Origin of the sequence: Noviherbaspirillum denitrificans, from assembly GCF_002211445.1 — a bacterium.
GTDB lineage: Bacteria > Pseudomonadota > Gammaproteobacteria > Burkholderiales > Burkholderiaceae_D > Noviherbaspirillum > Noviherbaspirillum denitrificans.
Genome location: NZ_LSTO01000001.1, coordinates 4,037,335 through 4,063,409, shown reverse-complemented (window position 1 = coordinate 4,063,409; position 26,075 = coordinate 4,037,335). Strand labels below are relative to the sequence as shown.

Here is a 26,075-nt window from a genome sequence, read left to right as displayed (position 1 = left end):
GGCGGCGATTGCCGCCGGCACGCCGTAACCCATGGTGCCGCTGGTCGGCGCCAGCTGCGTGCGGAAGCCGCGGTACTGGTAGAAGCGCTGCACCCAGAGTGTGTAATTGCCGGCGCCGTTGGTGAGGATGGAATCGGCGGGCAGCGTCTCGCGCACATGCTGCATGACTTCGCCCATGTCGACCATGCGCGCGACCGGCGTGTGCCGCAGGTTGTCGAGGTAGTCCTGGCGTGCCGACGCGGTCCAGTCACGCCATGCGGCGGGTGCCGCCGGCTTCAGTGTCGCAGCGGCCTGTGCGAATTCCGCCATGCCCGCATGCACCGGCAAGTCGGCGCAGTACACGCGCCCCAGTTCACCCGGGTCACGATGCACATGCACCAGCTTCTGTGCAGGCCTGGGAACGGCAAACAGCGCGTAGCCGTTAGTCGTCGTTTCCCCGAGGCGCGGGCCGACGGCAATCACGAGGTCCGAGGCCTTGATCCGCGCCGCCAGTTTCGGGTCCATGCCGAGGCCGGCTTCGCCGATGTAGTTGCGGTGGCGGTTGTCGAACAGGTCCTGGCGGCGGAAGGCGCACGCGACCGGCAGGTCGAAGGCTTCCGCGAAGCGGGCGATATCGTCGCCGGCTTCACGCGTCCATGCGCCGCCGCCGAGCAGCACCAGCGGACGTTCCGCCTGGGCGAGCATGGATTGCAGTTCTGCCATCGCGCCGGGCGCCGGATGGTATTCGGCGCTGCGGTATCGCGGGCTGTCCGGCACGCTGACCATGTCGGTCAGCATGTCTTCCGGCAGGGCCAGCACGACCGGGCCGGGACGTCCCGAGGTCGCGACATGGAAGGCGCGACTGACGTATTCGGGAATGCGGCGGGCGTCGTCGATCTGGTCCACCCATTTGGCGATGTGGCCGTACATCTGCCGGTAATCGATTTCCTGCCAGGCTTCGCGGCCCATCGCGTCGCGCCCGACCTGGCCGACGAACATGATCAACGGCGTCGAGTCCTGGCGCGCGGTATGGATGCCGATCGCCGCATTGGTCGCACCCGGGCCGCGCGTGACGAAGCAGATACCGGGCTGGCCGGTCAGCTTGCCGTGCGCCTCGGCCATGTGTGCCGCGCCGCCTTCCTGCCGGCAGACGATCAGCCGGATGTCGTCCTTCGCACCGTACAGCGCATCGATGACGGCGAGGAAGCTTTCGCCGGGAACGCAGTAGGCGGTATCGGTGCCGTGGACGCGCAAGGCATCGACCAGGACCTGCCCGCCGCTGCGCGGCGCCATGTGTTCAGACATCGTTGACCTCTTTTCAAACCGAAATTAAACCACCCCTGCGCTGCGGAAGATGTGCTTGGTTTCGAGGAAATCCCCCAAGCCTTCGTAGCCGTGCAAGCGCCCGATGCCGCTGCGACGATAGCCGCCGGTTTCGGCTTCGGCAAACATGCGGTTGTGGTCGTTGATCCAGACTGTGCCGTTGCGCAATGCGCGCGCCATGCGCATGCCGCGGTCGCCGTCCTTTGTCCACACGCTGGCCGACAGGCCGTACACGGTGTGGTTGGCGCGTGCCACCGCTTCCTTTTCATCCTCGAACTTCTCCAGCACGACGAAGGGGCCGAAGATCTCTTCCTGGCAGAAGAAGGCGCCGGAATCGCGGTGCGCGACCAGCGTGGGCGTGCGGAAGAATCCATTGGCAAGTGCGCCACCCGGGTGTGCGCCGCGCACAACCACTTCATCGCATGTTTCGATCGCGCGGCGCACGTTGCTGTCGAAGGTTTCCGCGGCACGCGCGTCGATCAACGGCCCCATATGCGCGCCGGGCGTCTGGCCGGGTGCGACCACCAGCGATTCGAACGCCGATTTCAGCGCCCGCTTCATCTCCTCATGGCAGGACGCGTGTACCAGTACGCGCCGGGCCGCCGTGCACTGCTGGCCGGAAATGATGGTCGCTGCAGCGGCGATGCGCGCGGCAGTCGCCTCGATGTCCGTGTCGGGAAACACGATGCAGCACGACTTGCCGCCGAGTTCCAGCGACAGTTTTTTCATGGTCGGCGCGGCTGCCGCCATGATGCGCTGTCCGGTCAGGTTCGATCCCGTGAAACTGAGCACATCGACATCTTCCGAGGAGACGAGTTCCTGCGCCACTTCGCTCCCGGTCTCGGACACGAGGTTGACGACACCCTTGGGCAGGAGGTCGATGGCAGCCAGTTCCTGCAATACCTGCGCGGTGATTTGCGCGGTCTGTGCCGCCGGCTTGATGACGACCGTGCAGCCTGCAGCAAGCGCGGGGCCGAGCGAACGCACCAGCAAAATGATCGGAGCGTTCCAGGGAATGATCAGCCCGGCCACACCTGCGGGTTCGCGCAAGGTCGCGGAGAAGGCGCCGGGCTCCACTTCCATGAAGTGTCCCGGAATATGGCGCGCAAGGCCTGCGTAGTAACGGATCTCGGAAATGGCGAAGGCCATCTCGCCGCGTGCCTGGGCGAGGATCTTGCCGTTTTCCCGCATCAGCAGCTCGGCCAGGTCGGCGCGGCGCTCGAGGCGGTCGGCCCATTGCAGCAGGACAGACTGGCGGTCGCGCGCACTGTGCGCCCACAGGCTTGTGTCAAATGCTTTTTTCGCCGACGCGATGGCAGCTCGTGCATCATCGCGCCCGCTGTCGGCGAGAACGCCGATGGGCAATCCGTCGGCAGGATTGATGCTGGAGGCGGTCCTGCCGGCAAGCGCGGGCTGCCATTGGCCGTCGATCAGGTTCAGTGCGGAAAGTAGCGTAGTCATAGGGGTCAGGTGATAGGCAGATTATTCGGGCGGTGTCCGGCAGCAGGCAGTCAATGCATGACGGAGCCGCCATCCACGACGAGAACCTGGCCCGTGACGAAATCGCTTGCTTCGCTGGCAAGGTAGACGAGGGTGCCGCACAGGTCTTCAGGTTGCACTTCGCGCTTGATGGCGCGGCTCGCGATATTGTTGGCGCTCACGGTACCTTGCCACGCCGGGTTGGCGAGCGTGTTCTCGCTGGCGGTAAGTCCGGGAGCAAGTGTGTTGACGCGGATACCGGCATCGCCAAGTTCGCGCGCCATGCTGCGCGTCATCGCCACCACGGCGCCCTTGGAGCTGACGTAATGCAGCAGCATGGGTGCCCCCTTGAATACGGTGCCAGAGGCGATGTTGATGATCTTGCCGTACTGTTGCTTTCGCATGGCGGGAATGACCGCCTTGGCGCATTCAAACGGTCCCCGTACATTGACTGCCATCACGCGATCCCATTCAGTGCTGGTGATCTGTTCGAACGGCTTGAGCGCGAGATTGGCGAACAGCCCTGCATTATTGACGAGGATATCGATGCGTCCGAATGCCTCCACAGCGGCGCGCGCCATCGCTTCGGCGGATTCCGCCGAGGTGACGTCGGCACGAACGGCGACCGCCTTGCCGCCCGCTTCAACAATCCTGGCAACGACCGCCCCGGCATCTGCAACGTCAGCGCATACCACCGCTGCGCCTTCCGCTGCCAGCGCCTGCGCATAACGGGCGCCGATTCCTTGCGCGGCTCCGGTAACGATGGCAACTCGCCCGCCAAGGCGGCCCGCTGCATCCTTCGAACTCTGTGACATAAAGACTCCAATCATTAGATGATGACTTCCTGGCATAGGGCGGATGCGCCCTATTCCAGTCCGAGGAATTTCCGGCTGAAGTCGGGATCGTTCAGCAATTCGTCTGCGCTCCCGTTCAGCACCGTGCGTCCGTTCTCGAGCACGTAGGCACGTTCCACGAATCCCAGTGCACGGTGCGTGTTCTGCTCGACCAGGACCATGGTGACGCCACCTGCCGCAATCCCGTGCAGGGTTTCCAGGATTTCATCGACGACCTTGGGCGCGACGCCGATGAACGGTTCGTCCAGAAGCAGCATTTTCGGCGCCGACATCAGGGCGCGCCCGATGGCCACCATCTGCTGCTGTCCTCCACTGAGCTCACCGGCGTTCTGCTTCGCCTTCTGTTTCAGGATCGGGAAAAGTCCGAATACCTTTTCCATCATTTCCTCGCTGGAGCCACCGGAAGAAGCATAGGTGCCCATGTCGAGGTTTTCCTGCACGCTCATTTGCGGAAACAGATGCCGTCCTTCCGGGACGAGTGCAATCCCGAGGCCGACGGTGTCCTCGGTTGTGGCGCGTCCGAGCGAAGTGCCACTGTATTGGATGGTGCCGCCGGAGGTCCGGTAAAGACCGACGATAGCCCCCATCAGGGTTGACTTGCCGGCACCATTTGCGCCGAGCAGGCCGACACGCTCGCCGGCGTTGACATCCAGCGACACGTCCCACAGCGCGCGGAGATTGCCGTGGTCCACACTGACGTTTTGAATGGCAAGCATCATGCCCCTCCTACCACGATTGGGGATCCGATCTTGACCGGTTTGGCCGCGGATCCAAGATATCCACTGAGCACGCGCTCGTCCTGCACGACCTCGGAAAGATGGCCGTCCGCAATGAGGCTGCCCTGCTCCAGTGCGATCACGCGGTCAACGACCTGCTCCAGGGCGGAGAAGATGTGCTCCACCCAGATCACGGTCACGCCATATCTGTCCCGGACATGGCGGATCTGGTCGACAAAGCGTTTCACCTCGGCCGGCGTCAAGCCGGATGCCACTTCATCCACCAGGAGAAGACGAGGCTTGCATGCCAGTGCGCGGGCGAATTCAAGCGCTTTCCTTTCCTGTACGGACAAGGCGTCCGCGCGCTCACGCAGCCGATGCGACAGATCCGCGAATTCGACGAACGCTCTGGCCTCCCGCATGGCGTCGCGCGGCGACAGTGGACTTTCGCCGAACATCAGCGGTATCGCGATGTTCTCCTGCACCGTCAGGTCGCCGAATGGACGTGGAATCTGGTACGTCCGGCCGATGCCGAGCTGTGCAACCTGGTCGCGCCGCAGTCCTGACAGGTCCTTGCCGGCGAACAGCACCTTGCCGGCGGTCGGCGTATAGACACGCGAGATGCAATTGAACAGCGTGGTCTTTCCGGAACCGTTCGGACCAATCAGGCCGACGATCTCGCCCGCCTGGATCTTGAGGCTCACATCATTGACCGCGACGTTGCCGCCGAATTGCATCCGTACATTGCGCAATTCAATCAGTGGCATGTTGCCAGCCGCGTCGCGGCGCTCGATCGGCAGGGGCGACTGTCCCGCAGCCTGTGTTGCATCGGTGCCTGCTGTCTCGCCCATGAATTCGTGATGTTCCCGGCCCAGCGCCCGGATGAACGGTGTCTTACGTACCCAGTTCGACCGGAGTATCCCGCCCGGCATGAAGCGGCCGATCAGCAGGATAGCCAGGCCATAGAGCGCCGCCTGGAACCCCTTGATGTTGACGAGCAGCCATTGCTGCATACAGGCGAGTACGATCACGCCGGCGAGCGGGCCCCAGCGCAGGCCGGAACCGCCGAACAGCACCATCGCAGCTGGCACCAGTGCCACATTGAGGCCGAATACGGTTGCCGGATCGATATAGCTCATCTGCCAGGCCTGCAAGGCGCCGGCGACGGCGCCGAAACATGCGCTCAGCACCAGGACCTTGCATTTGACCGGGGCAACCTGCACACCCACCGTCTCGGCCGCCTGCTCGTCGTTGCGGATACTTTTCAATGCGTAGCCGAAGCGCGCCTTGTTGATGCGCAAGGTGACGACAAAGGTCAGCACACAGACAGCAAGTGCGATGAGATAGGCTTCCTGCAAGACCTGTGCAACCGGCAGGACGACGCCGTCCGCGCCGTTCGTGATCGGAGTGAGGTTGTAGGCAAGCACCTCCGCCAGGGGCAGCAAGGCAAGTGTCGCAAACGCGAAGTAGTCCCCATGCAGGCGGAACAGCGGAAACGCCAGCAGCAATGCCAGCATGGCTGTCACTACGATCGCCACCCCCAACGAAATGGCGAACGGCCAGTTTCCTACCAGTGCGATGGAAAAGGCGTAGGCGCCCACGCCGTAAAAGCAGTAATGCCCGAGGTTGACGTAGCCCATTTCCCCCGCGATCCAGTCCCAGCTCTGTGCCAGGATGTAGGCGATGAGGACGGTAAAGACAAACGAGGTGATATAGGGGCTGCCGGAAAACGGCACTATTCCCAATGCGGCGATACCTGCCGCCCCCGCCATCCATCCTGCCTTGTGATTCAGTACGGCGCTCATGCTTTCCCTCCCAGCGCTTTCGGCCTCGCGACCAGGATCGCGAGCATCAGGATCACACTCAGCGCGGGTGCCCATTCGGGCTTCCAGTACAAACCGGTAAGACCTTCGGCGATGCCAAGGAAGATGCCCGCGCCCAATGCACCGGGCAGATTGCCGATGCCGCCGACGACGATAATGGTGAACGCCTTCACGGTAAGGTGGAAACCCATGTAGGGATCGACCGGAAACGACAGTACGTACAACACGGCAGCGATCGCCACGGTGGACGAGCCGAAGGCAAAGGTCAGCGCTTTCATGCGCGTGCTCTGCACCCCGCAGATGGCCGCGCCGGTGGCATCCTGCGTCACCGCCCGAATCGCCTTGCCGAAGCGCGTGAACTTCAGCATCAGGTGCATGACGATAGTGAGAACGACAATGCCGACCAGGATGAGGAGCTGGGTCGCCGAAATCACGATGTTGCCCAGTTCGATCGCCTCCAGCCGCAGGGGAATGTTCCGCTGCGTGGCGCCGGCCAGCTTGGCGGTGATGTCGGACAGGATCATCAGTGTGCCGACGGTCACCAGGACGGTACCGACCGTGCCCTCGAAATGATTGCGCGAGGACAGCGGCCGCAGCAGGAAATGGTAGTAGGCGTAGGCGCCGACGAACAGCAGCGGCGCCAGGAGCAGGACGATCAGGACCGGATGCACGCCCCACGCGGAGAACAGCAGGCTGGCGGCAACGCCGCTGACCGCCAGCAGCGTGCCGTGCGCGAAGTTCAGGATACGGACAACGCCGTAGATGAGCGACAGGCCGAACGCGACGACGGCATAGAGGCCGCCCAGCATCAGCCCGCCGATCAGGACCTGGAACAGGATTTCGAAGTCCATTCGCGCCTCACTGCCAGGTCGGCGAAGGCCATTGGACCTTGCCCGTCGCGGCTTCCGGCGGCCACACCACCTGCACCTTGCCGCTTTGCATCTGCACCGTGAAGGCGCCCGTATTGGGGAAGCCGCGTTCGTCGAAGGTCACGTCGCCGGCCGGAGACTTGATGGTGGCCTTGTACAGGGCTTCCTTGACTTTCTCCCTGTCCACTGCACCCGCCTTTTCCAGCGCCTGGACCATGGTAAGGTAGGAAGTCAGGCGGCTGAGCGTCCAGATGTAATCGAACATGTTGACGTCGGCGCGCTTCATGACGTTCTCGACGAGGCCGCTGTAATCCCCCTTCACGCCCGGATACCAGCTCAACTCGCCGGTCATGCCGTCGATATCCTTGCCGACCTGACGCTGGAGCGCGCCGGTCAGCATCGTATGGTGGACATCCATTGCACGCACTTTCAACTGGCGCATCTGCTGCACGAGCGGCACGGAAGCGTTGTCGTAGGAGCTGATATAGACGATGTCAGCCTTGGCGGACCTGACCTTGGCGATCAGTGCGGTGAAGTCCTTGAGCTCAGCCGAGAAGGTTTCGTTGCCGATGACTTTCAGGCCGCTTTCTTCGGCCTTTTTCGACCAGGTAGCGGTAATCGCCTTCATCACGGGATTGTCGTGCGTGATGAAGAAAATCGTCTGTGGCTTGGGATTGACCTTGCTGATCATGTCGAAGTACCGCGTTGACCAGTTCGGTACCGCCGGGAATGGGGTGCCCCATACGTACTTCAGCCCGCGGTCGTAGAGATGGGATGCGGCGACATTGGCCATGACGATCGGAATGCGGTATTTCTCCGCGATCGGCGGAACCGGGCCGCCGATGGAAGACCAATCCGGACCGACGAAGAAATCGACCTTGTCGACCGTGGCCATCTTTTCATAGAGCTGCACGGCAGTCGCCGGCACGCTCTGGTCGTCATAGATGACAAACTTGATCGGGAGCTTCTTGTTGCAGGCCTTGATCGTGACGCCGCCGGTCTTGTTCACTTCCTCGGCGAAAATCTCGGTCATTTTCCGCCAACGGTCCGCCAGCGTGGAAAACGGTCCCGTTTCGGAAATCGTCGTGCCAAGCACGATCGGATCGTTGCAGGATCCGATGGCGGCGTTAGCCGGTGCGCCGCCAAGCAAGGCGCATGCACCTGCGCAGGCTGCGGCAATACGATGGATCTTCGTGGTCATATCTGGTCTCCGGTTTTAATATGTAATCGCCGTGGCGATGGAAGATGTTTCTATCAGCTCTCTATCATCCGATGCACTGCAAGGTGTTTGTCATCCACTCCTTTATTCCCTGTAACTACGATGAATATCCCGACGCCGAGGAACAATGCAGGTACGCCTTCGATAACCCGGCCGTGTCGGGACAGCCCAGCAACGCCAGGTTCAGGTCGATTTCCTTCTGCAGCAGCTTCAGCGCATGCACCGCGCCGCGTTCGCCGGCCACCGCCAGCCCGTACATCGCGGGCCGCCCGACGAACACGAAGCGCGCGCCTAGCGCCAGCGCCTTGAGCACGTCGGTGCCGCGCCGGAATCCGCTGTCAACCATGACCGTCATGTCCGGCACGGCCGCCACGATGGAGGGCAAGGCCTCGATCGGCGCGATCGCCCCGTCAAGCTGGCGTCCGCCATGGTTGGACACGATGACGCCGTCAGCCCCGGCGTTGCGCGCATTGCACGCATCGTCCGGATGCAGGATGCCCTTGATGACCAGCTTGCCCTTCCACTGGTCGCGCACCCAGCGCATGTCGTCCCAGCACAGCGCGGCGCGGCCGGCGCGGTGGTCGCCGCTGGTCGCGGTGATGATCGGGCCGCCACGGGTGGCGGTGAAATTTTCGAAATGGGGAATGCCCTGCTGCACCAGCGTCCGCGCGAACGTCTCGACCATCCAGCGCGGCCGGGACAAACCGCCCATCACCAGCCGGCCGGACAGCCGCAGCGGCACCGAAAAGCCGTTGCGCACTTCGATCTCGCGCACCGATGCAATCGGCACATCGACGGTCACGACCAGCGTCTCGATACCGGCGGCGGCCACGCGCTGGATCAGCGGGCCGATCACTTCGCGCTTCGACGGCACATAGGCCTGGAACCACATGCCGGGATAGGCCGATGCCACCTTTTCCAGTGGCGTCGTCGAGGCGCCGCTCAGGATGAACGGCACATTGACCTCGCGCGCGGCGCGCGCCATCGCGCAATCGCCGTCGAAACGGCACAGCGAGGTCACGCCCATCGGGCTGATGCCGACCGGCGACGCATAGCGCCGGCCGAACAGCTCGGTCTCCTGCGAGCGCTTGGACACGTCGACCAGCGGGCGCGGCACGAAGGCCCAGCGTTCGAAGCCGCTGCGGTTGGCGCGCAGCGATGATTCATCCTCCGCGCCGCCGATCACGTAGCCATAGATGCTTGGCGGCAGCCGCTTGCGGGCGGCGCGTTCGAGATCGGCAATGGACAGCATGGCCTTCATCTAGGCTGCTCAGGTCCCGTTGAACTTCGGCGTGCGCTTGCCGTGGAAGGCTTCGACGCCTTCGCGGAAGTCGTTGGACGAACGCAGGCGGCTGTAGCAATGGCCTTCGAGTTCGATGGCGATGGCCAACGGCGAGTCTTCGGTATCGTTCAGCAGTTTCTTCGCGGTGCGCTGCGCCAGCGGCGAGAAGGCGCGCAGTTCATCGACCAGGCGGTCGGTCGCGGCTTCGAGTTCGGCATCGGGTACGCATTCGGTCGCCACGCCCCACTCATACGCCTGCTTCCCGGGAATGCGGCGCGAACGCATCACGATGTCCTTGGTGCGGGTGATGCCGACCATCTTCTGCAGGCGCGCGGAGCCGCCCGAGCCGGGAATCTGGCCGAGCTTCTGTTCCGGCAGTGCGTAGAACGTTGTGTCGGTGGCGATGCGGAAATCGCACGCCAGCGAAATTTCGAAGCCGACGCCGAAGCAGAAACCGCGGTTGGCGGCGATCACCGGCTTGCTGCAGCGTGCCGGCGCAGCGATATTCCATGCCAGCTTGGACACATGCTCCGGGCTGGCTTCAAGGAAGCCCTTGATGTCGCCGCCGCTGGAGAAGTGCTCGCCCTCGGCGCGCAGCACGATCACGCGCACCGCATCGTTTTCGTCGAGCGATTCGAATACCAGGCGCAGCTGGTCGCGCTGTGCCATCGAGATGATGTTGAATGGACCGCGCTTGAGGATGATGTCGGCGCGCTCGCGCGACGGGTCGATTTCGACGCGGAAGCCGTCGAGTTCCTTGAGCAGGGTCTGTGCGGAATGCTTGAGTTCGGTCACGGGGTTCTCCTAGGTTAGTGATATTCGTTTTGCGTCAGCTTGCTGATGCCTTCCCAGCGCTTGACGAGTTGCGTGTGCGGTATGTCGAACAGGTCGAGCACGCGGCCGACGGTGTGGTTGATGATGTCGTCCAGCGATTCGGGCTGGGTGTAGAAGGCGGGCACCGGCGGAAAGATGATGCCGCCCATCTCGGTGACGGCCGTCATGTTGCGCAGGTGGGCCAGGTTGAGCGGCGTCTCGCGCGCCATCAGGACCAGCTTGCGGCGCTCCTTGAGCATCACGTCGGCGGCGCGGCTGACGAGGTTGTCGGCAAAGCCGTGCGCGATGCTGGCCAGCGTCTTCATCGAGCAAGGCGCGATGACCATGCCGGCGGACTTGAAGGAGCCGCTGGCGATCGTCGCGCCAACGTCCTTGACGTTGTGCACCACGTCGGCCAGCGCCTCGATGTCGGTGCGCTTCAGCGCCAGTTCTTGCGTCGCGGTCAGCGCGCCGGAAGCGGACATTACGAGGTGCGTCTCGCAGGCGCCGGACGCGCGCAACTGTTCGAGCATGCGCACGCCGTACACGGTGCCGCTGGCGCCGGTGATGGCGATGACCAGCCGCGGCTTGGCCGGAGCGTTCATGATGCCTGGCCCATGGCAGAGGCGATGGTGGCGCCGGCGACGATTTCGCGCGCCAGGTCGACCTTGTCCTCGCCGGGAATGCGGACCTTGGTGAACACATGCTCGTGATAGGACACCGGCCGCGTCGCATCCAGGCCCATCTTGGCGCTGATGCCCTGCTTGTGCGGCGGCAGGCAGTCGGCTTCGGTTTCCTGTCCCACCGTCGTCGACGGGTCCAGCACCGAGCCCTGCGCGCCGGCCACCACGATCAGGTCGCGGTCGGCCTGGAAGCGCGTCGCCACTGCCCATTCGACTTGTTGCGGATCGTGCACGTCGACATCGGTATCGACCACCGTCACCTGCTTGATGTCGTAGTGCGCGCCGAATGCGCACAGGATCACGTTCTTCGGCTCGCCCTCGCGGCGCTTCTCGAACTTCACGTACAGGTGGTAGCGTCCGACGCCGCCGATCGACAGGTGGACATCCTTCACGCCGGGGAAGCTGCGCTGCAGGTGGGCCAGCAGCGTCGCCTCGCGCGGAATCGAGCCGAGCAGCAGGTGTTCCATTTCCGCCGGCACGATGGTGTGGTAGATCGGGGACTTGCGATGCGTCACGAGGTCGACCTGGATGACTTCGCGGTTTTCCTTCGCGCTGTAGTACTTGGGGAATTCGCCGAACGGTCCTTCCGGCTCGCGCACATGCGGCAACAGGCGCCCTTCGATTACGATCTCGGCATTGGCCGGCACGCGCACCTCATTGGTCAGGCATTTCACGACCGGCAGCGGATGGCCGTGCAATGCGCCGGCGATTTCCAGCTCGTCGTGGTCGATCGGCGTGATCGCCTGCGACGCCAGCAGCGTGAGCGGATCGGCGCCGATCACGATCGCTACCGGCAGCGGCTGGCCGTTGGCTTCGGCAGCCTGGTAGAACGCGAACAGGTGGCGCGGCAGCATCAGGATCGCCATGCGGTCCTTCGCATGTACCTGGATGCGGTTGATCGATACGTTCTGGATGCCGGTCACCGGATTGCGTGCGATCACCATGCCGGCAGTGATGTAGGGGCCGTTGTCGTGTTCGCTGTGGGTCGGAATCGGCAGCAGGCCGTTCATGTCGATCTCGTGGTGCACGACTTCCTGGCAGGCGGCCTCTGTGCCCGGCACTTCTCGCCACGGCAGCGGGTTCTCGGCTGCCCTGCGATAAGCTTCCAGCAAACCGGACTCCGGCACACCCATCGCCTCGGCAATCCAGCTACGGCGCGACATGAAGCCGGAAATCACCGGAATCGCATGGCCATCAGGGCGAGGGAAGAAAGCCGCCTGCTTGCCGTCCAGGCATTTGGCAATGGCGGCGACCCCGTGCTTGAGCGGCACATTGTCGCGCATGACGGCGATGCGGTCGGTCTGGGTCAAACGGTCGAGCCATACGCGCAGATCATTGATGGCGGTGCCGGGCATGGTCAATGCGTTCATTCAGGACACCTCTTTTGCAGAAGTTGCAGCCGCCGCGCTGGCGGTAAGTGCTGTGAAAGCGGATTGGGTCATTGCGTCTCCGTTTTGGTGCTCCGCGACCGGGTATGGCGCGGGGATGCGTTTCTTTACACGTAGCCGAGTATAAAAATGAGCACGCATCATTTCAAATAATATTTAATGATCATTGAAATCATTAAATCTGATATTTATGGGCGGCGGCGGGACATGGACGGATTTCCCGATTTGTCCTGCTGTTTCAGCGCAGATTTCCGGCGCCACCGGATTGTTTTATGCGCCGCATCTCATCAATAAAAATGATGAAAGTGCGGGAGGAGAAATGTGGATGATGGTGAAAGCCACGCGGAGGCGATGGCAGGCCTAGAGGGTGTGATGAACCAGGGACGGGCGAGAGAATTTAGCAGCGCGTTACGCCAAGCCGGGCGGACAGGCCGTCGCCTGTCCGCCTTTCGCCTTGATACGTTCAGAGCGCGCCGTACCGCAACTTCTGCGCCATCTCCCCGCCCTGCCTTGACGCGACGGCCATGGCCCGCCGCAGAAACAAGCCGATGTCGTGCTCGTCGGCAAAGCCGATCGCGCCGTGGAACTGGATGCACTCCTTGGTCACGCGCAGCGCCGCTGCCGAAGCACGCGCCTTGGCCGCACACGCGGCACGCGCCCTGGACGGCGTATCGAAGGCCCGGCACGCCTCAACCACCAGGGCCCGTGACGCCACCACATCAATATGCGCCGTCGCCGCGCGATGCTGCAGCGCCTGGAAGGCGCCGATCGGCGTGTTGAACTGCTTGCGCATCTTCATGTAGTCGATCGCCATCTGCAGCGCTGCATCCATCAACCCGACGAGATAAGCCGAGTCGCCCAGCAGCATCATGTCGCAGGCCTTTTCCCATGCCTGCTGCGCCTGCATGCCCGCGGCAACGCGGACCGCGCGCGACCACTCCTGCTGCTGGACGACGATCTCGGATAGCGTGCTTCCGTCCACGCATGCTGCGCTCCGGATCGCACAACCGTCGCCGCCAGGGACAATCGCGCGGACGTCGAACTGGTTTCCCTCGCCCTGTGCCACGAGCACTGTCGCGCCGGAATGGCAATCCGGCACATTGGCCAGCCTCAAGGGAAACGACCCGCTGGCGCGCGCAGCGCACATCACGACGAGTTTCCTTCCCTCCATCAGGTCGGCAAGCAGGCCCCTCGCCTCCGCCGCGCCGGCGTCCGCGAGGAAAGCCGCCGAAGCCAAAGCCGGCACCAGTGGCTCCGGCAACAACTTGCGGCTTACGCTTTCCAGCAACGTGCACACCGCGCGGACACCGAGGCCAAGTCCCTGGCTCTTCTCCGGCACCGCGACGCCCAGCCATCCCAGGTCGGCAATCTGTTCCCAGGTTTCCTTGTCGAAATGCGGCCATTTGTCGCGCACGGCACGGGCACGCGCCAACCCGCCGGAACCGGTCGTGAACTCGAATGCGCTGTCGGCGATCAGGCGCATTTCGTCTGTCATGTCGCTGATGTTCATGCTTTCCCCCTGCCCGCAACCGGCAAGCCCAGTACCTTTGTCGCGATGATAGTGCGCTGCACTTCATTCGTTCCGCCGTAGATGGTCAGGCGGCGCGACTGCAGGAACATTTCCGTGATATCAAGCCGCCCTGCGTCGTTGTGCAACGGATCTCGCAATGGACTGGCCTCGCCGGCGATCTGCTGCTGGATATCGAGGATAGTTTGCACGGTTTCCGTGGCAAGTATCTTCAGGTAGGAACTGTCCGTTGCGCCGCCCTGCTGCTCCGCTTCGGCGACGTTCAGGTACGAGGCGATCAGGGCTTCGGTCTCGATTTCGGCGTGGGCCAGTTTTTCCTGGAAGTACGGATTGTCGACCGCACGGAAGCGACTGTCGGCTGCCAGGCGGTGCAAGCGCACCAAGGCCCTGAGCGCAATCGCCGGAGAGCCTATGCGCAGCCGCTCCTCGCCCAGGAGCGCGGTCGCCACCGCCCAGCCCTGGCCGATCTCGCCGACAACGTTTTCCAGCGGCACCGTCACATCGTCGAAGAACACTTCGCAGAACTCGTCGTCGCCGGCGATCGTGGTGATCGGTCGACGCGTGATGCCGGGCGTCTTCAGATCGATCAGGACGAAGGTGATGCCCTGCTGCCTGGTCTCGCCTTCGCTGGTGCGCACCAGTGCGAACATCCAGTCTGCATGCTGGCCCCAGGTCGTCCAGATCTTGTGTCCGTTAATCACCAGTTCGTTCCCGGAAATTTGGGCGCGCGTGCGCAGGCTCGCCAGGTCAGACCCTGCGCCGGGCTCGGAATAGCCCTGGCACCAGATCGCATCACCCTTGATGATCGCGGGCAGGTAGCGCTCGCGCTGCTGCGGCGTGCCGCATTTGATCAGGATGGGGCCGATGTGGTTGAGGCCCTGGGTCGGCAGGTCCGGCGCACCGGCTCGGGCCATTTCTTCCATCAGGATAACTTGCTGAACCGGCGTCGCCTCCATGCCGCCGTAGACCCGTGGCCAATGCGGGGCGATCCAGCCTTGTGCCGACAATTTACGGTACCAATCCATCGCCTCCATCGGCGACGGGCGGAAGGTCAGGTGGCGCAAATGGTCCGGGATGTTCGCCTGGAGCCAGCCGGCAACCTCCCTCCGGAAGCGGGCATCCGCTTCCGATTCTTGTCTCAACATGGGAATTTCGCTTTCTATCGATGCATCACGCAGCAGCCGCTTCCGCCTTGACCTTGCCGGCCGCGAGGTCGCGCAATTCGTTCTTCAGGATTTTTCCGAGCGCATTGCGTGGCAGGCTTTCAACAAAGAACACATGCTTGGGCTTCTTGTAGCTTGCGATCCGCGACTTGGTATGTTCCGCAACCGTCGCCTTATCGATGACCGCCCCAGGACGGGTTTCGATGAAGGCCACGACCGCCTCGCCGAAGATCTCATCCGGCACCCCCACCACCGCGGCGTCCTGCACGGCGGGATGTTCGAGCAGCGCCTGTTCGACTTCCTTGGTGTAGATGTTGAAGCCGCCGCTCAGCACCATGTCCTTCTTGCGGTCGACGATGTAGAGATAGCCGTCGGCATCGAAGCGCGCCATGTCACCGGTATGCACCCAGCCGTTGACGATGGTCTTTGCGGTTTCCTCGGGGCGCTTGTAGTAGCCGCGCATCGTGGTGAAACGTCCCGGCGGGCCGGAGCGCACCAGCATCTCGCCGGCATCGCCGACAGATACTTCGTTGCCGTGCTCGTCCACCAGCTTGACCTCGACGCCCGGCGTGGGACGCCCGACAGAGGACGGATGGGTGAACTGCTCTTCATGCTCGAGGCTGCTGACGGAACCGACTTCGGTCATCGCGAAGAAGGAATGCAGGCGCACATTCGGCAACAGTTCAATGAGCTTGCGCTTGGCATCGACCGGGAAGGCCTCGCCGGTGACGATCAGGTGTTGCAGGCTGGCGCAGCGTGCCGGATTCTCTTCCATATGCGGCATCAGCATGCGCGCGACTGTCGGCACCATGCCCGCGGCCGTCACGCCGTGTTTCTCGATCAGCCCGATGGCGGCGACCGGATCGAAGCGGTCCATGATCACCAGCGTGGCGCCGAGGCTGAGCGCATTCATCATGCGCGCCAGGCCGGTGCGATGTGCCAGCGGGGTCGTGACGAGGAAGAAGTCATCGCGGGTGATGCCCCATTCGATGGCATTGAGGAATGCATGCTGGACGATGAAATTGGCGTGTGTGATGACCGCGCCCTTCGGCTTGCCGGTGGTGCCGGAGGTGTACATGATCATGCAGTCCTCGGCATCGAGCGGGACTTCAGGCAAGGCTTCATCGGTGGGCTGCGCCACGTCGCAGAACGCCAGCGTACCGGGCACGGCATCGCCGACCACGATCTTGCGGATGCCGCCAATAACGTCCTTCACTTCCTGCAGCGCTTCGAGATGGTCCGAATGAACAACCATCAGCGAAGGCTCGCTGTCTTGCGCGAAGTAGGCAAGTTCACGCGCGGTCAGGCGCGTATTCACCGGCACCACGATGGCGCCGACCGCGAACGCGGCGTAGATTGTCTGTACGAATTCGACGCCGTTCGGCAGGTAAACCAGCACCCGGTCTCCGGCTTTCACGCCGAGACGGTGCAAGCCGGCGGCCATGGCCTGTGCGGATTCCGCCAATTCGCCGTAGGTCACACGCTGGTCGCCGATCACCAGCGCAGCCTTGTCGGACGAGCGCACTGCATGCGCTGCCAGCAGTTTCTCTTGTCGCATTACAACTCCTCTTTCGATGGGGAAACGTCCTCGGTCTCGTCGCCGCCGATCGCGCGTTCGATCTGATCGTGCAGCCCGGCGAGCACCTCGGGGTTCTTGCGCATCGCGGCGTCGATCCGGATCTCGAGGCAGACCTGAGCGGGCGGTGCCAGCACGAATACGCGGTCGGCAATATCGAGCGCATCGTCGATGCGGTGGGTCACGAAGACGCAGGTCTTGCCGACGTCGCGCACGATCTGGGCGAAATCCTTGCGCAGGACTTGCGAGGTCACGTGGTCGAGCTGGCTGAACACTTCGTCAAGGAAGACCAGCTCCGGATCGACAGCGAGCGCCCGGGCCAGCGAGACACGCTGGCGCATGCCGCCCGACAGCTCGTGCACGTACTTGTCCTCGGCGCCTTTCAGCTTGACGCGTTCCAGCCATTGCAATGCCGCCTCGCGGGTTTCCTTCTTCGGACGGTTGAGGATCTGCAGGCCAAGTTCGACGTTCTCGACCGCGGTACGCCACGGCAGGAGGCGGTCGGTCTGGAACGCGACGGACACCTTGCCGCGCAATGCGTGGAAGTCGACCGACGGGTCGACGCCCGCGACGCGTACTTCGCCAGCGTCGCATCCGATGGACCCCATCAGCATGCTCATCACCGTACTCTTGCCGGCCCCGGTCCTGCCGAGCAGCGCCACGATTTCGCCGCGCTCGATGTGCATGCTCAGGTTTTCGACGGCGAGATAGTTGCCGAAGCGCTTGTACACGTTCTTGACTTCGATGAACGGTGCGGAATTGGTTTGGGCCATCATTACCGCACCTTCGCTTCCGCGCGCCACTTCAGCAGATGTTTCTCCGCCATGCTTGCTGCGGATTGCAGCACCAAATTGAGAATAACCAACAGAAATGTCCATGCCATCACCTGATCAATGCGAAAAGTGGATTGTGCGAGGCTCATGCGGGAGCCGATGCCGACTGCGGATGCAACCAGTTCGGCGAAGATGACCATACGGATTGCGTAACCGATCACCGACTTGGTCGTAAGGAAGATGTAGGGCACGATGTGCGGCACGATCAGGTAACGCATCATCTGCCAGCGCGACGGACGGAAGCTTTCCATCATGTCGACCCAGTCGCGCGGGATGGCGCGCAGGCCTTCGTACACGTTCAACGCGTAGAACGGTAGCAGGATCACAGTCAGGATGAAGAAGATGCGCGACTCAGGCTCCTTGAACCAGAACACCGCGATCAGCATCCATGACAGCGCCGGAATGCCGGTATCGATTACCACCAGCGATTTCAGGTAGGGACCGGCTTTCTTCGACGTGCCCATGAGCAAGCCGATGGCCACGCCGACGACGAGCGAGAACACGATGGCCAGTGCCAGGCGCCACAGCGTGACGGCGATGTGCGTAAGGTCGCCGGTCAACACTTCAACAATCGCCCGTCCCACCACGATCGGTGACGGCATGATGTAGTCGTAAGTGAAGCGGCTGCCGATTTCCATCACCACCACAAGGGCAATGATCACCGCGATGGTCGCGAAGAATTCGTGCCGCTTGCCGCCGTCAGACACCGGCTTGGCCGGTCTCGCCGCGGACTTGATGTCCCCCATGGACTTCGGGGACAGTTCGATTGCAGATTTCACATTTATCTCCAAATTGTTGTTGGCCGCCGTACGGCGAGTGGAAGCCATGCGATGACGGAATAGGGAAGGTCGCGCTGCCTGGCGCTAGGCATGCAAGGTTTCTGCACGGCGCGGAAAAATGGAAGAGAATGTGGTGATTGGATGTTGCAACATCGTTGTCTCCTTGTTGGCACTTCATGCGTGACACTCATCACCGATCGACAATGAGTGCAAAAAGCTGCTCTTGATTTTTTTATAGTGTGAATCGATGGTACTCAATCGGTATCACATCGAATAGAATTCAAATCAGGACCTTCCGTTCCATTTTTGGAACACCCTCCATGTACGGCACAGAATGCACGATCGACTGGATCTGAATTCCCTCAGGCTCTACTACGATGTCGTCAACGCGGGAAGCATCACCCGCGCCGCCGAACAACTGCGGACGCCCAAGTCCACCATCAGCAGGAAGCTGGCTCAGCTCGAGCAGGACCTCGGCGTCATCCTCTTGAAGAAAGGCCCGAAGCGCCTCGCTATGACCGACATCGGCGCAGCCCTCTACGACCGCTGCCGCCGATTGGTGATCGAGATCGAGGATGTCGGCCAGGTCACGGCGGAAATGCAGGGCGAACTGCGCGGCACGCTGCGGGTGAGTATCCCCGTTGATTTCGGCATCTCATGGATTTCGCGCGCCATTGCAGAGTTCGTCGCCAGGTATCCCGACATCAATCTCGAGGTCGAGGTGAACAGCCGCGCCGTCAATCCGCGTGAAGATCCGTATGACCTCACGATTCAGTTGGGCCCGCTGAAGGAGTCCGGACTGACCTACCGAAGGCTGGCGACCATGACGCGGGGAGTGTACGCCAGTCCGGCCTACCTCGAGAAGCACGGCACGCCGCGTACCGTGGAAGATTTTGGCCGGCACAACTGCATCATCACGGACCAGCAGCGCCAGGACGGCGTATGGACCTTCCGCAACCAGTCGAAGCATCGCTTCATCGAAGTGTCAGGCAAGGTCACGGTGAACAACATAGGCATCGCGCGCGACCTCGCGATCAATGGCGTCGGATTGAGCATGTTGCCCAACGTCATGTGCCAGAACGACGTTAAGTCCGGCAGACTGGTGCGGGTGCTGACGAATTGGGAGAGTCCACCGGTCCAGGCCACGGCGTTGATCCTGAGCCGCAAGGGGATTCCGAACAAGACGCGGGTGTTCCTGGATTTTCTTGCGGAGCGGCTGACGGATGAAGCGCGGGTTGAGGTGAATTACGAGACGGCGCCGGAGGGGACGTGAGTGCGATCCTCAATGGAGGATGACGGAGAAAGAAACGTTTGCTTGCAAGTGCAATTACCTGCAAGCAAACACATCGTCAACAATGCACTCAAGCCAACACAAACGCGGGATACTTCTTCCCTTCCCCTAGCGTATCCCACGCCAGCTTGACCTTCTTCCCGACAGCCAGCTGCTCCGGCGCGCAATCGAGGACATTGGCAATCATCCGCACGCCTTCATCCAGTTCGACCGTCGCCACGCACAGCGGCAAGCGTCCATCCAGCCCCGGACCGGGAATGCGTACCGTCGTGAACGCATAGATCACCCCATTCCCCGATACCTCGCGCCACTCCAGCGTACGACGCCCGGTGAAGATGCTCACCGGCCGCGGGTAATGCTGGAACTTCTTCGCGACGGTGCAGTATTGCATCATCAGTTTGCCTTCCTGCGCGCCATCCCAGAATGGGCGCGTGTCGACATAGGCGCTCTCGCGTGGTACCGGACGTGCCGGCGCTGCGGTCTTCTCAGTAGACATTTAAACCTCCAGAATCATCGCGGAGCTGGTGCCCCAGTTTTTTGCATAAGGAATCACGCCGATACCGGTCACGAGCGCATTGCGCGCTTCCGGCACCTGGCGCTCGCCGCCTTCACGGAACAGTTGGCGTACCGCCTCTGCCAGGTTCAGGCCGCCGCTGGCGAGACCCGGTTGGCCGGCCGAGATCTGGCCGCCGCCGGTGTTGAGCGGCAGTTCGCCGGTGTGCGACAGGTCGGTGCGCAGCGTGAACGCAGAGCCCTGGCCGCGCTCGCAGAAACCGAAGGCTTCGAACTGCATCATCACCGCGATCGTGAAGTCGTCGTACGGCTGGAACATGTCGATGTCGCGCGGCTTGCAGCCTGCCTTGTCAAACAGCGCCGGGGCTATCCGGTGAAAACCGGTCTCAGTGATATCCGGCGTGGAGCTGTTGCCGTTGATATTGGTCACTTCACCATAGGCAACCGGATACACCACCTTGTTGATGCCCAGCTGCTGCGCCTTCTTCTCGCTCATCACGAGGAAAGCATTCGCGCCGTCGCAGAACATCACGCTGTCGAGCAGGCGCAGCGGATCGGCGACCACACGGGACGCCATATACTCTTCCATGCTGAGCGGCTTCTTGAACTTCTTGTACGCGTTCTGATTATGCAGTGCGTGGTTGCGCTGGGTGATCGCGATCTTGCCAAGCGCTTCCGGATTCAAGCCGTATTGGTGAATATAGCGGCTCATCAGCAAGCCAAAGGTAGCCGGCGGCCCTTGCACACCGGGCGGATCCTGGAACTCGCCGCGATACGCGCCGTAATTGGCTCGCCAGTCCGTGCTGGGCGCGTCGGACGACAACACGACGGCCACTTCACACATGCCATCACGGATGGCAGACATGGCACGAGCAACGCCGCCGGTGGCCGAGCAACCACCCATGCCGCCCAGGTTCAGCCAGGTCGGCGTCAGGCCCAGTGCCTCGCACATATACACCGCATAGAACGGATTCGAACCTTCGCTCAGTGCCGTCGTCACCGACAGTCCGTCGATCATGTCCTTGTCGATGCCGGTGCGCTCGAGCAGCTGCGACAGCGCTTCGCCTGCAAGGTCGTAGGCGCTGCGCCCGGTCTTGAAATCGATCTGGGTCTCGGCATAGCCCGCGATCACAATGTCACGTTTCTTCATGTCTTCCTCACTCTCCTTGGAATTTCGGCGTGCGCTTTTCCTTGAACGCCGCCAGCCCTTCGTCACGATCCTTGCTGAAGTACAGCATGAACGATGCATCGCCTTCGGCTGCCATCGCGTCCGCGAGCGTCAGGTCGACGCCGCTATCGACGGCGGCCTTGATGTACATGACCGGTAGCGGCGCGGCGGCACAGATCGCGCCGGCCAGTTCGCGCGCCTTGTCCAGTGCCTTGCCTGCTTCGGTCACATGGTTAACCAGGCGGAACTCCCTCGCCTCTTCGGCAGACAGGCGGCGTCCGGTCCACATCATTTCCTTCGCCAGTGCCTTGCCGATAACGCGCGGCAGCGTTGCCGTGCCGCCGCCGCCAGGCATCATGCCGAGCTTTGCTTCCGGGAGGCCGAACTTTGCGTTGTTGCCGGCGATGATCAGGTCAGTCACCAGCGCCAGTTCAAGGCCGCCGCCGAGCGCGAAGCCTTCAACCACGGTGATCACCGGCTTGGAGTACTTCGGCAAGGTGCGAAACAGCGCATTGACCGGACGCACAGTCTTGCGCTTGCGGTAGAAGTCGAAATATTCGTTCGGCTTGATCTCGAAACCGCTGGTGTCGATGCCGGTGCAGAAGGCCTTGTCGCCACCTTTCATGATGATCGCGCCAACCGAGCGGTCATGCTCAGCCTCGGCCAGCACGGCCATGATTTCTTCCGCGGTCTTGTCGCGCAGCGCGTTCATCTTCTCTGGACGATTGATGGTAATTTCAAGCCATCCTTCGTTCCGTTCCACGATTACGTCTTCATACGTCATGATCTCTCCAGGTTGTTCGCATTCTTCAGGCGTAAGGAGGCCCTGGCATCGTCCCCTGGCAGGGACGATGCACGGAACTGTTACGCCGGCGGGGTGTGGTTAAGCGGCGAAAAACTTGTCGTCCAGCGCACGCGGCAGGACGGCGTTCTTGTGCAGGAGGTCCGCCGCCGTCTTGACCGCTTCGCGTCCCTTCGGATCGGCCATGGACAGGTGCTTCAACTGCATGCGGTTCGACGCGATTGCCGCCTTTAGCACATTGGCGGGAATGCCGGATGTTGCCGCGAGCTTTACCGCTTCATCGACGTTGCCGAGGATGCCGGCTACGCAATCGGCGAAGATTTTGTCGAGTTTTCCAGGCAAGGAGGGGTCGCGTGCCAGCGCCTCGGCACGTACGCCGACTCCGAAGTACGGCAGGTCGAGTCCGACTTTCTTGCGGAACTCGTCTCCGGTGTTGTAGAGAACGCGGATATCGGGCATCTTGGTGATGGCGGAGGTGATGTTCGGTTCCCAGGACAGCGCGGCGTCGGCGCGATTGGCCATTACCAGCGTCACTGCGGCAGCCGGGTTGTCGACGTTCTGGACACGCATCGACGTCTCCAGGTCGATGCCGGCAAGTTCCTTGATGATGGCCTTGGTCAGGCGATAGGTGCCAGTCGACTGCGGCGCGGCAACCGTCTTTCCTTCAAGCGCCTTCAGCGATGTCACGCCGTTGGCAGGTACAACGATGTTGATCATGTTGCCGGTCGAGATCGCAGACACGAAACGCATCGGCACACCTGCGAGGTAGCGCGAGGCGAAGGTATCCCAGGTGCCGACGCAGACGTCATACTGGCCAGCGACGAAATCGTTGTAATAGGTGCTGACCGAGGTGTATTCGGTCGGTTTGCCGAGATTGACGCCGTACTTCTTGTCCAGGCCTTTTTCCGCGATGTAGTCGGTGATGAGGATGGTGAAGCCGGGCGACAGGCTGGCCCACTTCAGGCCGCCGGATTGTGCCATGGCAAACGGCGATGCGCCGAAGCCTGCGCCTGCCATGGTCAGGCCGGCAGTCGCTTTCAAAAACATCCTTCTTGAGTTGTCCATGCTTGTCTCCATGCGGGCCGGTGGCCCTGTATTGTCTCGGTCCGCTGCCGAGGAATTGTCGGAAATCGTGCGCGACATTTGTTGATGTCGTATTCATACTATCCAGCGTTCGGCGTCTCGAATAGCGGTCAAAATAGAATTGGGGGTTCCAGATTTGGAACGCTCCGGTGGGTGCATCCGCGTGCACTTGCATGCGTGCGGACTGCAGAAGCAAAAAAGCCTCCGCCGAGACCGGCGAAGGCTTTTGAGCGAAAGACGCGCAAGCAATCAGGACGCCTGCTGCTCCACCGCAGGTGTCGCAGGCTCATACTCCCCAGCCACCAGCTTGCGCCGCAAAATCTTCCCCACTGGCGATTTCGGAATCTCCCGCACGAACACATACTCGCGCGGCCGCTTGAAGTTCAGCAGGTCGGAATTCTTGCAATGCGCATCCAGCGCCTCCGCATCCGTCTCGGTCTTGCATTTGACGAAGGCCACGACGCGCTGTCCCCAGCGTTCATCCTTGAGGCCGGCGACGGCCACTTCATCCACCGCGGGATGCAGTGACAGCACGGATTCGATATCCACCGGCGAAATATTTTCGCCGCCGCTGATAATCATGTCGTCGACACGTCCCGATACGAACAGATCGCCGTCCTGGTCGAAATAGCCGGTGTCGCCGGTAAAGTACCAGCCGTCGCGGATCGACTTGGCATTGGCGTCCGGACGGTTCAGGTATGCCTCGAACGCCTCGTCGCCTGCCAGGTCGGCAATGATCTGGCCTTCTTCGCCGACAGCGGCGAGGTCATCCGGCGAAGTCGCGTTGAGCTTGACCACGCGCAGGCGGGTATTTATTCCGGCCCGCCCTGCACTGCCAGGTTTTTTCGTCGCATCCTGGTCGATGCTGAAGGTGTAGACCTCCGACGAGCCGTAGTGGTTGACGAAGAGTTGCGGCTTGATGGTTTCGTTGAGGCGCTTGAGCAGCGCGTCGTGCATCGGCGCCCCCGCAAAGCCGAGCTTGGTCACCGAGGACAGGTCGCCGCCGTTTGCCGCATGCCACGAGAGCATGTCGTGGTAGAGCGTGGGCACCAGGTACAGACAGCTCAGTCGCTCCTGCTCGATGCAGCGCACCGCATAGCCGGAATCGAACTTCGGCACGCAGACGAACAGGCCGTCCACCATCGCCATCGCCAGCAGCGAACGCACACCCATGGTGTGGTACAGCGGCATCACGCCGAGCGTACGCTCGCCGCGGCCGTAAAGATTTTGTGCGACATGCGCGAGCGCGGCCGCGCGTTCGTGGCGGTGACGGCGCGGCACGCCCTTGGGCTTGCCGGTGGTGCCGGAGGTGTACAGCATCAGCGAATAATCGTCCGAATTCGCTTCCAGGATGGGCACTTCCGGCGCGCGCTCCTGCAGGCGTTCGAAGGCGATCGTGCCGCCCGCTACGCCGCCGACGGCGATGCGCGGAAGGGCTTGCGCGACCGGGCTATCGGCGACGGCTTCGGCGCTGGCGGCTTCGAACACGATGGCCTTTGCCTGCGCATCGGTCGCGCAATAGTCGATTTCCTCCGGCTTGGCGCGCCAGTTGAGCGGCGTGACGATGACACCGAGGAACTGGCAGGCCCAATGCAGCGTCGCCATTTCGAAGCGGTTCTGCAGTACCACCAGCAGGTGGTCGCCGCGCGCGAGGCCGGTATCCTGCAGGCCCGCGGCGGTGCGCTGGATGATGCCGTACCAGTCGGCATAAGTCAGGCGCCTGTCGCCGTCGATGATGGCCAGCGCGTGCGGACTGCGTTCGACGCTTTGCAGGAATGTACGGCCGAGATCCAGCATGGTTGCTCCTCCTTAATTGCTTGTTTCAGGTGCCTTTTGTTCGCGCCGCGCTTGCGCGGTTTCGAGCACGGCCTTGACGATATTGGTGTAGCCGGTGCAGCGGCACAGGTGGCCGGACAGCATCTCGCGCACTTCCTCTTCGCTCGGGTCCTGCTTGCGGCCGAGGTAGTCGTCGCAGGACATCAGGATGCCGGCAGTGCAGTAGCCGCATTGGAGCGCATGGTTGCGGCGGAAGGCTTCCTGCAGGTCGGACAGGCCGGGGCCGCCTTCGTTGAGTCCTTCGACAGTGTCGATGCGCCGGCCTTCCGCCTGCACCGCAAGCGTCAGGCAGGAGCGCGCGGCGACGCCGTCGATCTGCACTGTGCAGGCGCCGCAGACACCGTGTTCGCAGCCGACGTGCGTGCCGGTCGCGCCGACCACGCCGCGCAGGAAATCGGACAGCAGCATGCGCGGCTCGCACAGCCCTGAACGCTCCTGTCCGTTCAGCGTGAAATGCACGCGCACCATTTCGGTCTTCGCAAATTTCTTCATGACATGGCCTTTTCAATCACGGCGCGTCCGAGTCGGCGCACCAGTTGCCGGCGGAACGGCGCGGAGGCGTGATGGTCGTCGCGCGCTTCCAGTTCCCACGCAAAATCATTGATCGCGTCATCGAGCGCACTGCCTTCGAGACGCGGCAGCACCACCAGGCGCGGACGGTCGGCAACGCCGCCCACCGCGAAGCGGATACTGTCCTTGCTTGTCATCGCCGCAACAGACGCGATCGCGAAATCGCCGTGGCGGCCCGCGAATTCATTGAATGCATAACCGTGTCCGGCTGCGGCAAGCGGATAACGCACCTCTTCCACGATTTCATCCAGCGCGCGCGCGGTCATCAGCATTCCCTGGAAAAAGTCTTCCGGCTTGAGCACACGCCGTCCCTTGCGGTTGCGCAGCACCACCTGGCCGCCGAGCAGCAGCAGCGCCAGCGGCAGTTCGGCGCTGGGATCGGCGTGCGCGACCGAGCCGCAGACCGTGCCGCGATTGCGGATCTGGAAATGCGAGATGTGCGGGAACACCTGCGTCAGCAGCGGTACTTCCCGCGCCAGCGTGGCGCGCCATTCGACGCTGCCTT

Annotated in this window: 24 protein-coding genes; 1 reads left to right on the top strand and 23 read right to left on the bottom strand. The window is 62.5% G+C overall.

Annotated features, from left to right (window positions below; genetic code table 11):
- From AYR66_RS19670 to AYR66_RS19595, 16 genes are all read right to left on the bottom strand, one after another.
- The coding region (locus tag AYR66_RS19670) for a thiamine pyrophosphate-binding protein (RefSeq protein ID WP_141104281.1) at positions 1 to 1,284 on the bottom strand (1,284 nt) is incomplete at its 3' end.
- 24 nt (positions 1,285 to 1,308) lie between these two features.
- Complete coding sequence (locus tag AYR66_RS19665) at positions 1,309 to 2,763, bottom strand: aldehyde dehydrogenase family protein (protein WP_088708905.1); 1,455 nt, start codon at positions 2,761 to 2,763, stop codon at positions 1,309 to 1,311.
- 50 nt (positions 2,764 to 2,813) lie between these two features.
- Positions 2,814 to 3,596: an SDR family NAD(P)-dependent oxidoreductase gene (locus AYR66_RS19660; RefSeq protein ID WP_088708904.1), complete on the bottom strand. Its 783-nt coding sequence runs from the start codon at positions 3,594 to 3,596 to the stop codon at positions 2,814 to 2,816.
- 50 nt (positions 3,597 to 3,646) lie between these two features.
- Positions 3,647 to 4,354, bottom strand: coding sequence for an ABC transporter ATP-binding protein (locus AYR66_RS19655; protein ID WP_206047229.1), 708 nt, complete (start codon positions 4,352 to 4,354; stop codon positions 3,647 to 3,649).
- Positions 4,351 to 6,156 carry a branched-chain amino acid ABC transporter ATP-binding protein/permease gene (locus AYR66_RS19650; protein WP_170942213.1) on the bottom strand — a complete coding sequence of 602 codons (1,806 nt, stop codon included), beginning with the start codon at positions 6,154 to 6,156 and terminating at the stop codon, positions 4,351 to 4,353. The genes AYR66_RS19655 and AYR66_RS19650 overlap by 4 nt, the downstream gene beginning before the upstream one ends.
- Positions 6,153 to 7,025 (bottom strand): branched-chain amino acid ABC transporter permease, encoded by an 873-nt coding sequence (locus tag AYR66_RS19645; protein WP_088709949.1) that lies wholly within the window; start codon positions 7,023 to 7,025, stop codon positions 6,153 to 6,155. Before AYR66_RS19645 ends, AYR66_RS19650 begins: the two co-directional genes overlap by 4 nt.
- A gap of 7 nt (positions 7,026 to 7,032) precedes the next feature.
- The gene (locus tag AYR66_RS19640; RefSeq protein WP_088708901.1) at positions 7,033 to 8,244 is read right to left on the bottom strand and encodes an amino acid ABC transporter substrate-binding protein; all 1,212 of its coding nucleotides are present in this window, start codon (positions 8,242 to 8,244) and stop codon (positions 7,033 to 7,035) included.
- A gap of 115 nt (positions 8,245 to 8,359) precedes the next feature.
- A complete protein-coding gene (locus AYR66_RS19635; RefSeq protein WP_088708900.1) occupies positions 8,360 to 9,523 on the bottom strand; it encodes an alpha-hydroxy acid oxidase in 1,164 nt (387 codons plus the stop codon).
- A gap of 9 nt (positions 9,524 to 9,532) precedes the next feature.
- Positions 9,533 to 10,339, bottom strand: a complete 807-nt coding sequence (locus tag AYR66_RS19630; protein WP_088708899.1) for an enoyl-CoA hydratase/isomerase family protein — start codon at positions 10,337 to 10,339, stop codon at positions 9,533 to 9,535.
- 14 nt (positions 10,340 to 10,353) lie between these two features.
- On the bottom strand, positions 10,354 to 10,962 hold the full coding sequence (locus tag AYR66_RS19625; protein ID WP_088708898.1) for a UbiX family flavin prenyltransferase: 609 nt from the start codon (positions 10,960 to 10,962) through the stop codon (positions 10,354 to 10,356).
- Complete coding sequence (locus AYR66_RS19620; protein WP_088708897.1) at positions 10,959 to 12,410, bottom strand: UbiD family decarboxylase; 1,452 nt, start codon at positions 12,408 to 12,410, stop codon at positions 10,959 to 10,961. The genes AYR66_RS19625 and AYR66_RS19620 overlap by 4 nt, the downstream gene beginning before the upstream one ends.
- A gap of 481 nt (positions 12,411 to 12,891) precedes the next feature.
- A complete protein-coding gene (locus AYR66_RS19615) occupies positions 12,892 to 13,938 on the bottom strand; it encodes an acyl-CoA dehydrogenase family protein (protein WP_088708896.1) in 1,047 nt (348 codons plus the stop codon).
- Positions 13,935 to 15,101 carry an acyl-CoA dehydrogenase family protein gene (locus AYR66_RS19610; RefSeq protein ID WP_088708895.1) on the bottom strand — a complete coding sequence of 389 codons (1,167 nt, stop codon included), beginning with the start codon at positions 15,099 to 15,101 and terminating at the stop codon, positions 13,935 to 13,937. The genes AYR66_RS19615 and AYR66_RS19610 overlap by 4 nt, the downstream gene beginning before the upstream one ends.
- A 25-nt stretch (positions 15,102 to 15,126) precedes the next feature.
- Positions 15,127 to 16,677, bottom strand: coding sequence for a class I adenylate-forming enzyme family protein (locus AYR66_RS19605; protein WP_088708894.1), 1,551 nt, complete (start codon positions 16,675 to 16,677; stop codon positions 15,127 to 15,129).
- Positions 16,677 to 17,471 (bottom strand): ABC transporter ATP-binding protein, encoded by a 795-nt coding sequence (locus tag AYR66_RS19600; RefSeq protein WP_088709948.1) that lies wholly within the window; start codon positions 17,469 to 17,471, stop codon positions 16,677 to 16,679. The genes AYR66_RS19605 and AYR66_RS19600 overlap by 1 nt, the downstream gene beginning before the upstream one ends.
- A complete protein-coding gene (locus AYR66_RS19595; protein ID WP_206047228.1) occupies positions 17,471 to 18,307 on the bottom strand; it encodes an ABC transporter permease in 837 nt (278 codons plus the stop codon). The genes AYR66_RS19600 and AYR66_RS19595 overlap by 1 nt, the downstream gene beginning before the upstream one ends.
- A gap of 334 nt (positions 18,308 to 18,641) precedes the next feature.
- Between AYR66_RS19595 and AYR66_RS19590 the strand changes: the two genes are divergently transcribed.
- Positions 18,642 to 19,580 (top strand): LysR family transcriptional regulator, encoded by a 939-nt coding sequence (locus AYR66_RS19590; RefSeq protein ID WP_088708893.1) that lies wholly within the window; start codon positions 18,642 to 18,644, stop codon positions 19,578 to 19,580.
- 88 nt (positions 19,581 to 19,668) lie between these two features.
- Here the strand turns inward: AYR66_RS19590 and AYR66_RS19585 are convergent, their stop codons facing one another.
- The 7 genes from AYR66_RS19585 to AYR66_RS19555 form a co-directional block, all read right to left on the bottom strand.
- Positions 19,669 to 20,094, bottom strand: coding sequence for a Zn-ribbon domain-containing OB-fold protein (locus tag AYR66_RS19585; RefSeq protein ID WP_088708892.1), 426 nt, complete (start codon positions 20,092 to 20,094; stop codon positions 19,669 to 19,671).
- On the bottom strand, positions 20,095 to 21,261 hold the full coding sequence (locus AYR66_RS19580) for a thiolase family protein (RefSeq protein ID WP_088708891.1): 1,167 nt from the start codon (positions 21,259 to 21,261) through the stop codon (positions 20,095 to 20,097). It abuts the gene before it with no gap.
- Positions 21,262 to 21,268: 7 nt separating this feature from the next.
- Positions 21,269 to 22,063 carry an enoyl-CoA hydratase/isomerase family protein gene (locus AYR66_RS19575; protein WP_088708890.1) on the bottom strand — a complete coding sequence of 265 codons (795 nt, stop codon included), beginning with the start codon at positions 22,061 to 22,063 and terminating at the stop codon, positions 21,269 to 21,271.
- Positions 22,064 to 22,162: 99 nt separating this feature from the next.
- Complete coding sequence (locus tag AYR66_RS19570) at positions 22,163 to 23,146, bottom strand: ABC transporter substrate-binding protein (protein WP_170942212.1); 984 nt, start codon at positions 23,144 to 23,146, stop codon at positions 22,163 to 22,165.
- 267 nt (positions 23,147 to 23,413) lie between these two features.
- Positions 23,414 to 24,961, bottom strand: a complete 1,548-nt coding sequence (locus tag AYR66_RS19565; RefSeq protein ID WP_088708888.1) for an AMP-binding protein — start codon at positions 24,959 to 24,961, stop codon at positions 23,414 to 23,416.
- 12 nt (positions 24,962 to 24,973) lie between these two features.
- Entirely contained in the window at positions 24,974 to 25,492 is a 519-nt protein-coding gene (locus tag AYR66_RS19560) for a (2Fe-2S)-binding protein (RefSeq protein WP_088708887.1), read from the bottom strand.
- The coding region (locus AYR66_RS19555; RefSeq protein ID WP_088709945.1) for an FAD binding domain-containing protein at positions 25,489 to 26,075 on the bottom strand (587 nt) is incomplete at its 5' end. The genes AYR66_RS19560 and AYR66_RS19555, both read right to left, overlap by 4 nt.